General features: G+C 70.8%; 9 protein-coding genes. 6 read left to right on the top strand and 3 right to left on the bottom strand.

Annotated elements, in window-relative coordinates:
• Nucleotides 1-199: 199 nt before the first annotated feature.
• A complete protein-coding gene (locus Q8791_RS14510; protein ID WP_330092210.1) occupies nt 200-730 on the bottom strand; it encodes a M23 family metallopeptidase in 531 nt (176 codons plus the stop codon).
• A gap of 310 nt (nt 731-1,040) precedes the next feature.
• Here Q8791_RS14510 and rpsB point away from each other — a divergent pair, with 310 nt between their 5' ends.
• The 6 genes from rpsB (at nt 1,041) to Q8791_RS14480 (ending at nt 6,715) form a co-directional block, all read left to right on the top strand.
• A complete protein-coding gene (rpsB, locus tag Q8791_RS14505) occupies nt 1,041-2,006 on the top strand; it encodes a 30S ribosomal protein S2 (RefSeq protein WP_330092209.1) in 966 nt (321 codons plus the stop codon).
• Nucleotides 2,007-2,139: 133 nt separating this feature from the next.
• Nucleotides 2,140-2,976, top strand: coding sequence for a translation elongation factor Ts (tsf, locus tag Q8791_RS14500; RefSeq protein ID WP_330092208.1), 837 nt, complete (start codon nt 2,140-2,142; stop codon nt 2,974-2,976).
• Between the two features lie 181 nt (nt 2,977-3,157).
• The gene (pyrH, locus tag Q8791_RS14495; protein ID WP_330092225.1) at nt 3,158-3,883 is read left to right on the top strand and encodes a UMP kinase; all 726 of its coding nucleotides are present in this window, start codon (nt 3,158-3,160) and stop codon (nt 3,881-3,883) included.
• 60 nt (nt 3,884-3,943) lie between these two features.
• Nucleotides 3,944-4,501: a ribosome recycling factor gene (gene frr / locus Q8791_RS14490; protein ID WP_330092207.1), complete on the top strand. Its 558-nt coding sequence runs from the start codon at nt 3,944-3,946 to the stop codon at nt 4,499-4,501.
• Between the two features lie 3 nt (nt 4,502-4,504).
• Nucleotides 4,505-5,437 carry a phosphatidate cytidylyltransferase gene (locus Q8791_RS14485; protein WP_330092206.1) on the top strand — a complete coding sequence of 311 codons (933 nt, stop codon included), beginning with the start codon at nt 4,505-4,507 and terminating at the stop codon, nt 5,435-5,437.
• A 96-nt stretch (nt 5,438-5,533) separates the two neighbouring features.
• On the top strand, nt 5,534-6,715 hold the full coding sequence (locus tag Q8791_RS14480; RefSeq protein WP_330092205.1) for a pyridoxal phosphate-dependent aminotransferase: 1,182 nt from the start codon (nt 5,534-5,536) through the stop codon (nt 6,713-6,715).
• A 92-nt stretch (nt 6,716-6,807) separates the two neighbouring features.
• Here Q8791_RS14480 and Q8791_RS14475 read toward each other — a convergent pair whose 3' ends face one another.
• Both Q8791_RS14475 and glgB read right to left on the bottom strand, forming a co-directional pair.
• Nucleotides 6,808-8,235: an APC family permease gene (locus Q8791_RS14475; protein ID WP_330092204.1), complete on the bottom strand. Its 1,428-nt coding sequence runs from the start codon at nt 8,233-8,235 to the stop codon at nt 6,808-6,810.
• Between the two features lie 426 nt (nt 8,236-8,661).
• Nucleotides 8,662-11,268 (bottom strand): 1,4-alpha-glucan branching protein GlgB, encoded by a 2,607-nt coding sequence (glgB, locus tag Q8791_RS14470; RefSeq protein WP_407941999.1) that lies wholly within the window; start codon nt 11,266-11,268, stop codon nt 8,662-8,664.
• Between the last annotated feature and the right edge of the window lie 21 nt (nt 11,269-11,289).

Below are 11,289 nucleotides of genomic sequence, written 5' to 3'. Positions count from 1 at the left end.
GCCCCGCCCCCCTGCCGCCCGTCGACGCGCCGACGGACGCTTCCCCAGGGGGCGGCGGGGGTTTCCGATGCGAAATGCGCCACTCTCCGGCCGTCGGCGGGAGCGGTTCCCGGGGCGTCGGCTCCCGCCGGATACGGGCTCCACGGGCACGTCGCCCGATCGGAGCGCGGGTGGGGGACGCCCTCCTGTCGGCGGGGGATCATCCGGTTCGGGGCGGAGGGGACGCCGGGGGGCGGGACGGGCCGAGGGGGAGGAGGCGGACCTCGCCGAGGCCGAGCAGACCGAGGGGGTCCAGGTAGTCCCCTCCGCGGAGAAGTCCCCAGTGCAGGCAGGGGCGGTCGCGGCAGTGGAGCGGGTCGGCGGCCAGCGTGCCGAGGACGTCGCCGGCGGAGACCGGGTCGCCCCGGGCCAGGCCGGACTCCACCGGCAGGTAGGTGGTGCGCAGGTTCCCGTGGGCCACGCTGACCAGCGGTGTTCCGGCCACCGTGCCGACGAAGTGCACCCGCCCGGGACCGGCCGCGTACACCTCCTGTCCGGGTTCGGCGGCCAGGTCCACACCCAGATGGCCAGGAAGCCAGCGCTGCTCGGGAGGGTCGAACGGGCGCAGCACACCGGTGGGAGGGGACACGGGCAGGCGCCAGTCGGTGTCCCCCGAGGCGTGTGCCGGGGAGGAGGGGAGCACCAGGAGGAGAGCGAACAGCGGCGGGAGTACGAGGCGGGAGAGGTCCATGCCTCAAGGTTCAGGGGAACGGGCGGGGGCCGCCAGGGGGTGTCCGGAGCTGTGGACAACCCCGGCGCCGGGGTGCCGAACGAGGGGCCGGAGTCACTCGTAGGCGCAGCACAGGTCCGGTGTGTGCCCGGCGGAGGATAGAATCGTCTGTGGCCCGTTGGGCCAACCACAATACGCACGTCCACGCGCCTCCTCCGGGAGGGGTCGTACCCACGGTCCACCCCGCTTCGGCGGGATGGCGGTGCGGCCGGGGCGTCAGGCACAACCGACGGCGGAGATCCCCTCTCCGCCACCGCAAGGAGGACCAGTCATGGCCACAGTCGTGACGACTCGCCAGCTCCTGGAGAGCGGCGTCCACTTCGGGCACCAGACCCGTCGCTGGAACCCGAAGATGAAGCGCTTCATCCTCACGGAGCGCAACGGCATCTACATCATCGACCTCCAGAAGTCGCTGGCGCACATCGACCGCGCCTACGAGTTCGTCAAGCAGACGGTCGCCCACGGCGGCACCGTCCTGTTCGTCGGAACCAAGAAGCAGGCGCAGGAGGCCATCGACGAGCAGGCTCGTCGCGTTGGCATGCCCTTCGTCAACCAGCGGTGGCTGGGCGGAATGCTCACCAACTTCTCCACCGTGCACAAGCGGCTCCAGCGCCTCAAGGAGCTGGAGGAGATCGACTTCGACGACGTCGCCGGCTCCGCGCTCACCAAGAAGGAGCTTCTCAACCTTCGCCGTGAGAAGGAGAAGCTGGAGCGCACCCTCGGCGGTATCCGCGACATGTCCCGCGTGCCCAGCGCGGTGTGGATCGTGGACACCAAGAAGGAGCACATCGCGATCAGCGAGGCTCGCAAGCTGAACATCCCGGTCGTCGCGATCCTCGACACCAACTGCGACCCGGACGAGGTCGACTACCCGATCCCGGGCAACGACGACGCCATCCGCTCGGTCAGCCTGCTGACCCGCGTGATCGCCGACGCCGTCGCCGACGGCCTCATGGCCCGTTCCGGCGCCTCCGAGGGCTCCGGCGAGCAGAAGGCCGCCGAGGAGCCCCTGGCCGAGTGGGAGCGCGAGCTCCTGGAGGGCAAGTCCGAGACCGAGGCCGCTCCGGCCGCGGCCGTGGACACGCCCGAGGTCGACAAGGACCTGACCGAGGCCCCGGCCGAGACCCCGAAGCCCGAGGTCGAGGCCGAGATCGAGTCCGAGGCTCCGGCCGAGGCCCCCGCCGAGGCCCCCGCCGAGGCTGCGGCCCAGGAGTCCACCGAGGGCTCCGCCGAGTAGTCAGCGGTTCCCAGGGACAAGGTCACCCCCGGTGCCGCCCCGCCCACGGGGGGGGCGGCACCGGGGGTGCACGTCCAGGATCCGCTCCTCTTTCCGTACAGACTCTCCACTCCAAGGGAATCCGAGAACAGTCATGGCGAACTTCACCGCCGCGGACGTCAAGAAGCTGCGCGACATGACCGGCGCGGGCATGATGGCCTGCAAGAAGGCCCTGACCGAGGCCGACGGCGACATCGACAAGGCCGTCGAGGCCCTGCGCGTCAAGGGTGCCAAGGATGTCGGCAAGCGCGCGGAGCGCACTGCCGCCCAGGGCATGGTCGTCCTCAAGCAGCCCTCCGAGGGTAAGGCGACCCTCATCGAGCTCAACTGCGAGACCGACTTCGTCGCGAAGAACGAGCAGTTCATCGCGCTGGCCGACCAGGTCGCCGACTTCGTCGCCGCTCACGAGAGCGACGACCTCGCCACCGTGGCCGCAGCCGAGATCGAGCCCGGCACGAGCCTCCAGGCCTTCATCGAGGGCAAGGGCGCGGTCATCGGTGAGAAGCTGGAGTTCCGCCGCTTCGCCAAGTTCGACGGCGTGTACGTCGCCAGCTACCTGCACAAGTCCGACCCGGACCTGCCCCCCACCATGGGCGTCCTGGTCGAGCTGGACAAGTCCGACGCCGAGGTCGGCAAGGACCTCGCCCAGCAGATCGCCGCTCTGGCCCCGCAGTACATCGGCAAGGACGACGTCCCCGCCGAGGTCGTGGAGAACGAGCGCCGCATCGCCGAGCAGACCACCCGCGAGGAGGGGAAGCCCGAGCAGGCCATCCCCAAGATCGTGGAAGGCCGCCTCAACGGTTACTTCAAGGACGTGACGCTGCTCGGCCAGCCGTTCGTCAAGGAGAACAAGAAGTCGGTCCAGAAGGTCGTCGACGAGGCCGGCGTGACCGTCAAGCGGTTCGTCCGCTTCAAGGTCGGCCAGGCCTAAGAGCTTTGAGATGATGGAGGTGCCGGGGAGACTACTCCCCGGCACCTTCGGTGGATATGGGCGGATTCCGGGACGTGTTCCCTGTCCGCCCGCAGCAGGAGCACTCGGGGGACCCTGTGCCACTCGGGGACGATAAGGGAGGCCACAGGCCGTGAACGAAGCGACGATCACCGAACCGGCGATGCACGACTCCGGTTGGAAGCGCGTGATGCTCAAACTCTCCGGGGAGGCGTTCGCCGGCGGGGGCGGGCTGGGCATCGACCCCGAGGTCGTGCAGTACGTGGCGGAGTCCATCGCCGAGGCGGTCTCCGAGGGTATCCAGGTCGCCGTGGTCGTCGGCGGCGGCAACATGTTCCGCGGCGCGCAGCTCACCGAGGGCGGCATCGAGCGCGGCCGCGCCGACTACATGGGCATGCTCGGCACCGTCATCAACTGCCTCGCCCTCCAGGACTTCCTGGAACGGCTCGGTGTGGACACCCGCGTGCAGACCGCGATCCACATGAGCCAGGTCGCCGAGGCGTACATCCCGCGCCGCGCCATCCGTCACCTGGAGAAGGGGCGCGTGGTCATCTTCGGCGCCGGTCTGGGCGCACCGTTCTTCTCCACCGACACCACTGCGGCCCAGCGCGCCCTGGAGATCGGCGCGCAGGCCGTCCTGAAGGGCACCCAGGTCGACGGGGTCTACGACTCCGACCCGCAGCGCAACCCGGACGCGGTCAAGTTCGACAAGCTCAACTACAACGAGGTCCTCACCCGGGGCCTCAAGGTCATGGACGCCACCGCGGTCAGCCTGTGCATGGACAACGGGATGCCCATCGTGGTGTTCGACCTGATGAGTCAGGGCAACATCCTGCGCGCGGTCCGAGGTGAGAAGATCGGCACCATCGTGGGGCCGACCACCGCCTGAAGCCGGTCCCAGGGCCGCCAACAAGCCACGAACACCACAGCCGAGAACCGGGAGCGCCACATGACCGAAGAGACCCTCCTCGAGGCCGAGGAGAAGATGGAGAAGGCCGTGACCGTCGCGAAGGAGGACTTCGCGACGATCCGCACGGGCCGTCCCACCCCGGCCACGTTCAACAAGATCACCGTCGACTACTACGGTGCCCGGACGCCGATCAACCAGCTGGCCTCCTTCTCGGTTCCGGAGCCGCGCATGGTGGTCATCTCGCCGTTCGACGTCAACTCGCGTACCGACATCATCAACGCCATCCGCAACAGCGACCTGGGCGTGAACCCCTCCGACGACGGCCAGGTCATCCGCGTGGTGTTCCCCGACCTGTCCGAGGAGCGCCGCAAGGAGTACGTCAAGGTCGCGCGGACCAAGGCCGAGGACTCCAAGATCTCGATCCGCAACGTCCGCCGCCGTGCCAAGGACACCTTCGAGAAGGCCGTGAAGTCGGGCGAGCTGGGCGAGGACGAGGCGCACCGCGCCCAGGCCGAGCTGGACGAGCTCTCCCAGAAGTACGTCTCGGCCATCGACGAGGTACTGAAGCACAAGGAAGCCGAACTGCTCGAGGTCTAGCCGGTGACGACTCCTTCCAGCGGCTCCGGAGGCGATGACCACTCACCGGAGCACAGACCCGACGAGGGACCGCAGGGCGATCCCGACAGGGCCGGGCAGCGCTTCGTGCTGCACAAACCGGGGGGCGAGCCTGTCAAGACCGGCCGCAACCTCCCGGTGGCCATCGCGAGCGGGTGCGCCCTGGGCGCGCTCGTCTTCTTCTCCATCTTCCCCCTGCCCCAGCTGTTCACGATCATCACCTCCCTCGGGGTGCTGATCGGGCTGCGGGAGCTCAACCGGGCGTTCGCCGGCAAGGGCACCGCCCTGGCCGTCGTGCCCCTGGCCGTGGGCGGCGTCGCCATGCAGGTGGCCGCCTACTTCGGGGGGACCGAGTGGCTGGCGGGCACCACCGCGCTGACCGCGATCATCGTCCTGGTGTGGCGGTTGCGCGGCGGGGCGGACGGATTCGTGGCGGACGCCTCGGCCAACCTGTTCACCCTGGTGTACCTGCCGTTCCTGCTGGGCACGTGGCTGCTGCTCATCGCACACCCCGAGGACGGCCAGTACCGGCTGGTGACGTTCATCGTGGTGACCATCTCCAGCGACATCGGCGGCTACTTCGCCGGGATCATGCTGGGGCGGCACAAGATGGCCCCGGTGATCAGCCCGAACAAGACCTGGGAGGGCTTCGGCGGCTCCGTGGTGGGCTGCTCGATCGCCGGTGCGCTGTGCGTGACCCTGATGCTGGACGGCCCGTGGTGGGTCGGCGTGGTCCTGGGGCTGGCGGTCGTGCTGGCCGCGACGGTCGGCGACCTCATCGAGTCGCTGTTCAAGCGCGACCTCGGGGTCAAGGACATGGGCCGGTTCATGCCGGGGCACGGCGGTCTGATGGACCGCCTGGACTCGCTGCTCATCGCGGGTCCCGTGGTGTGGATCGTGCTCAGCCTCCTCCTCTAGGGACGGCGAACCGTGTCGAAGGGGGCGGACCCGTGGTCCGCCCCCTTCGGCGTGCGCGGGGTGGCCGCTGCCGGGGCGTGTGGATACGCTCGTCGGGTGGAAGAACCGCTGATCGAACGAATGCGCGTGTACGGCGAGACGATCTTCGCCGAGATGACGCGGCTGGCCATGGAGACCGGGTCGGTCAACCTGGGGCAGGGTTTCCCCGACACCGACGGTCCCCGCTCCCTGCTGGAGGGCGCCTCCCGGCACATCCTGGAGGGGGTGAACCAGTATCCGCCCGGCCCGGGGCGGCCGGAGCTGCGGCAGGCGGTGAGCCGCTACCGGGCCCGCCACTACGGCATCGAGCTCGACCCCGACAGCGAGGTCTACATCACCGTCGGCGCGACCGCGGGCATCGCCGCGGCGATGCTCGCCCTGGTCGAGCACGGCGACGAGGTGATCGTCTTCGAGCCGATGTACGACTCCTACGCCGCGATGATCACCCTCGCGGGCGGGGTGCGCAGGTCGGTGACGCTGCGCCCGGACGCGGAGTCGGGACGGTTCACCTTCGACCCGGCGGAGCTGCGCGCCGCCGTGGGCCCCCGTACCCGCATGGTGCTGGTGAACTCTCCGCACAACCCGACCGGCACGGTGTTCACCGCCGACGAGCTGGAGGAGATCGCGCAGGTGTGCCGTGAGCACGACCTGATCGCCTTCACCGACGAGGTGTACGAGTTCCTGGCCTTCGACGGCAAACCGCACGTGCCGCTGGCGACCCTCCCGGGTATGCGGGAGCGCACGGTGTCGGTGTCGTCGGTGGGCAAGATGTTCGCCGTCACCGGCTGGAAGACCGGCTGGGTGATGGGTCCCGAGCCCCTCGTCAGCGCGGTGCGGACGGTCAACCAGTTCCTCACCTTCTCCGCCAACGGCGCGTTGCAGCTGGCCGTGGCCGACGCGATCGACAACGAGTGGGAGTGGGTCGCCGCCCAGCGCGCCGCCCTCCAGGGCAAGCGCGACCGGCTCGCGGCGGGTCTGGCCGCCACCGGGTTCGACGTGAACGTGTCCGAGGGCACCTACTTCGTGATGGCCGACATCCGGCCCCTCGGCTTCGACAGCGGGATCGACGTGGCGCGGGCCCTGCCCGGCGGGGCGGGTGTCGCGGCGGTGCCGGCCCAGGTGTTCTACGACCACCAGGAGGAGGGCGCGCACCTGCTCCGCTTCGCCTTCTGCAAGAAGGACGAGGTGCTGGACGAGGCGGTCTCCCGGCTGACCGGCTGGCACACGCGCGGGGCCTGACCCCGGCGGGGCCGGCTGTCCGCCGCACGCGGCCCCTCCCCGGGGCCGGGCCCCGCGCGGTACGCGGAGGGCCCGGTCCCGGGGAGGGACGGTCAGGGACGCGCCGCGGCTGCGGTGCGGGCGTCCATCGCCTCGACGAGGCGTCGTTCGGCGTCCGCACCTGGGGTGATCCGGGGGAGGCGCCACATGAGCGCGGCGCCAGCCACCCACCACAGGACGACCATCAGCCATTCGTGGGGCCAGGCCAGTGCGGCCGGCATCCCGGGCAGGTACAGCAGGAACAGCCCGGAGGACAGCACGAGTGCGGTCACGCCGACGGCGACACCGGCCGGGGCGGTGAACGGCCTCTTCATGGCGGGCTCGCGGCGGCGCAGCACCAGGAAGCACACGACCACCAGCATGTAGGCGGCCACGATGTTCATGCCGCCAGCGTTGGTGAGCCAGACGAGCATCGGGCGGCCGAAGAACGGGGCGACCAGCGACAGCGCGCCGATGAACAGGATGGCGTTGGAGGGGGTGCGGAAGCGCGGGTGCAGGTGGCCGAACCAGGCCGGGAGCATCCGGGACCCCGCCATGGCGAAGACGAGGCGGCTGCCGCCGATGAGGAAGGCGTTCCAGCTGGTCAGCAGTCCGGCGATGCCGCCGAGGACGAGCAGGTTGCCCATGGCGTCGCTGCCCCACATGGCGGCGACGGAGTCGGCGGAGGCCAGTTCGGACGTGAGCAGTTCGGCCGAGGAGAGCCCGGAGCCGGCCGTCAGCATGACCATCACGTACCAGGCGGTCGCGCAGAGGACGGAGACCACCAGCAGGGTGCCGACCATGCGGTGGGGGACCCTGATCTCGGAGGCCGACTGGGGGATCACGTCGAAGCCGACGAACAGGAACGGGACCGCCACCAGGACCACGAACACCCCGGGGGCGCCACCGGTGAACAGGGGCTCCATGTTCTCGACGGAACCGCCGACGAACGATCCGGTGAGCATCACCGTGCCGACGGCGACCAGGAACAGCACGGCGACGACCTGGAAGACGCTGGCGGGCTTGATGCCGACGTAGTTGACCGCGGTCATCAGCACCGCGCTGACGATGCCCACGGCGACGAGGCTGGCGTGGACGTCGTAGCCCGCGATGGTCCACAGGTGCCCGACGCCCATGTCGGGGAAGAGGTAGACGAGGGTCTGGGGGACGGCGACGGCCTCGAAGGCGACCACCGAGACGTAGCCCAGGACCATGGCCCACGACGCGGCGAAGGCGCCCTTGGGGCCGATGGCGCGCATGGCGTAGTGGTGTTCGCCGCCCGCGTGGGGCATCGCGGAGACGAGTTCGGCGTAGGTGAGGCCGACGAAGGCCATGATGACGCCGCCGATGACGAAGGCGAGGGCGGCGCCGCCGCTGCCCGCCGCGTCGATGAAGTCTCCGACGAGGACGATCCAGCCGAAGCCGATCATCGCGCCGAAGCCGAGGGCGAGTACGTCACCTCTTCCCAGGACCCGGACGAAGCTCTGGCTCTTGTCGGTCATGGGCGATCCCAACGTTCGTGCCTGTGGTGGGGGACACGAAAGCACGGCGGCGGATCAGAGTGAAGGGGTCGTTCCGGACAGATTCTGCTGCCGTGGTGTCCAGTCGGTCACGGGATCCGGTGAGCCCTTCTCCTGCGGGGCGGGGGCGGGGCGGTGGTGTCACACCGGGTGACCGCAGGCCCGTGCGTCGTGCCTGGTCGGTCGCGGGGCGCCCGGGAGCGGAGCGGCCGTCCGTGACGCCGGGTGTGCGCTCGGCTGCGCCGCCGGTGGGCCCTGCGCGGCTCCGGCGACGGGTCGAATCCGGGGACGGACGCGGGGACTCCTGGGGCCCTCCCGGCGGTCGACCGGCGGGCCCGGGTGCGGAGCGGGCCCGGCAGCCCCACGGGCGACCGGACCCACCGCTCGGAGCCGCCCCCGCGGGCGCGCCTACCTCTCGGGCTCGAACCAGACCGCGCCCAGGGGCGGGATGGTGATCGGAGCCGAGACCGGCTGGCCGTGCCACGGCGTCGGCTCGGCGTCGACGTGCGCCGGAGCCGCGTGCCCGGAGCCGCCGAACCTCTCCTCGTCGGTGTTGAGGACGGCCTTCCACCGTCCGCCGGACGGCAGCCCGATCCGCCAGTCCTCGCGGGGCACCGGCGAGAAGTTCACGGCGCAGGCCAGCACCGAGCCGTCGTCTCCGTGGCGCAGGTACGAGAGGGTGTTCCCCTCGTGGTCGCCGCCGTCCAGCCACCGGAACCCGGCCGGGTCCGTGTCCTGGGACCACAGCGCCGCCCGGGGCCGGTAGGCGTCGTTCAGGGCCTTCACCAGGCGCTGCACGCCCGCGTGGTGCTCGAACTGGAGCAGCCACCAGGGCAGGCCCTCCTCATGGGACCACTCGTCCCCCTGGGCGATCTCCCCGCCCATGAACAGCAGCTGCTTGCCGGGGTGCGACCACATGAAGGCGAGGAGCGCCCTCAGGGTCGCCGAGCGCTGCCACTCGTCACCGGGCGGTTTGTTGAACAGGGACTGCTTGCCGTGCACCACCTCGTCGTGGGACAGGGGCAGCACGTAGTTCTCGCTGTACGCGTAGACCATCGCGAACGTGACGTCGCCGTGGTGGTACTTGCGGTGGACCGGCTCCTTCTTCACGTACTCGAGCGTGTCGTGCATCCACCCCATGTTCCACTTGAACCCGAAGCCGAGCCCTCCGCGGTCCACCGGGGCCGTGACGCCCGTGTACGCCGTGGACTCCTCGGCGATCATCACCACGTGCGGGTTGCGCCGGTACACCGTGGTGTTGAGTTCCTTGAGGAAGTCGATCGCCTCCAGGTTCTCCCGGCCGCCGAACAGGTTCGGCTCCCAGGCCCCCGAGTCACGGGAGTAGTCCAGGTAGATCATCGAGGCCACGGCGTCCACCCGCAGCCCGTCGACGTGGAACTCCTCCAGCCAGTACAGGGCGTTGGCGACGAGGAAGTTGCGCACCTCGGTCCGCCCGTAGTTGAAGATCAGCGTCCCCCAGTCGGGGTGCTCCCCGCGGCGGGGGTCCGGGTGCTCGTACAGCGCCGACCCGTCGAACCGGGCCAGCGCCCAGTCGTCCTTGGGGAAGTGCGCGGGCACCCAGTCCAGGAGCACACCGACCCCGGCCCGGTGCAGGGCGTCCACCAGGTGGCGGAACTCGTCGGGGGAACCGAACCTCGGTGTGGGCGCGTAGTACGACGTCACCTGGTAGCCCCAGGACCCGTCGAACGGGTGCGCCGAGACCGGAAGGAACTCCACGTGGGTGAACCCCAGGCCGGTCACGTACTCGACCAGCTGCTCGGCGAGTTCGACGTATCCCAGGCCGGGCCGCCAGGACCCCAGGTGCACCTCGTACACGCTCATCGGCGCCCGGTGCTGCTCCACGCCCTTGCGCTCGGCCATCCACTCCTGGTCCTTCCAGGAGTACGCCGACGTGGTGACCACCGAGGCGGTCTCCGGCGGCACCTGTGCGCGGCGTGCCATCGGGTCGGCCTTGTCCCGCCAGTGCCCGTCCGAGCCGAGGATCTGGAACTTGTACAGGGCCCCGTCGCCGACCCCGGGCAGGAACAGCTCCCACACGCCGGTGGAGCCCAGGCTGCGCATCGGGAACCCGACGCCGTTCCAGTAGTTGAAGTCGCCGATCACCCGGACGCCGCGCGCGTCGGGGGCCCACACGGAGAACCCCGTGCCCCGGACCTCGCCGATGGGCGTGTCCTCGACCCGGGTGTGCGCGCCGAGGGCGTTCCACAGTTCCTCGTGGCGGCCCTCGCCGATCAGGTGCAGGTCCAGGTCGCCCAGGGTCGGCGCGAACCGGTAGGGGTCGGCGGTCACGTGTTCGGCTTCCCCCTCGTCGTAGAGGGCGGCGATCCGGTAGTCGGGCTCGTCGCCGAGCGACGTGCCCGGCACCTTGGCGGAGTACACCCCGCGGTGCAGGTGTTCGAGGCGCACCCGGGTCCCGTCCGGCAGGACGGCGTGCACGTCCAGGGCGCCGGGGCGCAGGGCGCGCACCACGGTTCCGCGGCCCTCGGCGTGCGCGCCGAGCAGGGAGTGCGGGTCGTGGTGGTGGCCGTCGATCAGCCGGTCCAGTGCCGCGACGAGTTCGGGGTCCGGCCCGGAGGCCCGCCTCCGGGCCGGCGCCGCCTTCGCCGCGCCTTGCGCCTTCGCCGCGACCGCGCCCTTCTCCGTCGCCTCGACCGGGTCCTTCCCGGCGCTCCTCGAAGCCGTCTTCGCCGGAGTCCTCGTCGCGGCCTTCGCCGCGGGGGCCCTCCGAGGGCTCTTCGCCTCGGCCCCCGGGGCCGCCTTCGACGCCGCTCCCGCGGCGGTGGAGGCCCTGGCGGACGGGACCCGGGCGGCGACGGCGGGCTTCTTCGCCGTCGCACCCTTCGCCGTCGCGCCCTTCTCCGCCGCGGACGCGGCCGTGGCGGCCTTCGCCGTCGCGGCGGCCCCCGTCGTCGTGTCCTTCTTCGGTGCGGCCTTCGCGGTCTTCGCGGAGGCCCCCGCCTTCGCGGCGTTGGGTTTCCTGTCGGACGAGGTCATACGGCTCCGTCGTGCTCGTTG

The sequence above is a fragment of the Nocardiopsis codii genome, assembly GCF_036327455.1.
GTDB lineage: Bacteria > Actinomycetota > Actinomycetes > Streptosporangiales > Streptosporangiaceae > Nocardiopsis > Nocardiopsis codii.
The sequence above is the reverse complement of the archived record's forward strand: the minus strand, read 5'-3'. Positions and strand labels throughout refer to the sequence as shown.

Bases quoted from the DNA above. Each gene is read 5' to 3' on its own strand.
- Q8791_RS14510 (WP_330092210.1), bottom strand. From the start codon at position 730: ATGGACCTCTCCCGCCTCGTACTCCCGCCGCTGTTCGCTCTCCTCCTG.
- rpsB (WP_330092209.1), top strand. From the start codon at position 1,041: ATGGCCACAGTCGTGACGACTCGCCAGCTCCTGGAGAGCGGCGTCCAC.
- tsf (WP_330092208.1), top strand. From the start codon at position 2,140: ATGGCGAACTTCACCGCCGCGGACGTCAAGAAGCTGCGCGACATGACC.
- pyrH (WP_330092225.1), top strand. From the start codon at position 3,158: ATGCACGACTCCGGTTGGAAGCGCGTGATGCTCAAACTCTCCGGGGAG.
- frr (WP_330092207.1), top strand. From the start codon at position 3,944: ATGACCGAAGAGACCCTCCTCGAGGCCGAGGAGAAGATGGAGAAGGCC.
- Q8791_RS14475 (WP_330092204.1), bottom strand. From the start codon at position 8,235: ATGACCGACAAGAGCCAGAGCTTCGTCCGGGTCCTGGGAAGAGGTGAC.
- glgB (WP_407941999.1), bottom strand. From the start codon at position 11,268: ATGACCTCGTCCGACAGGAAACCCAACGCCGCGAAGGCGGGGGCCTCC.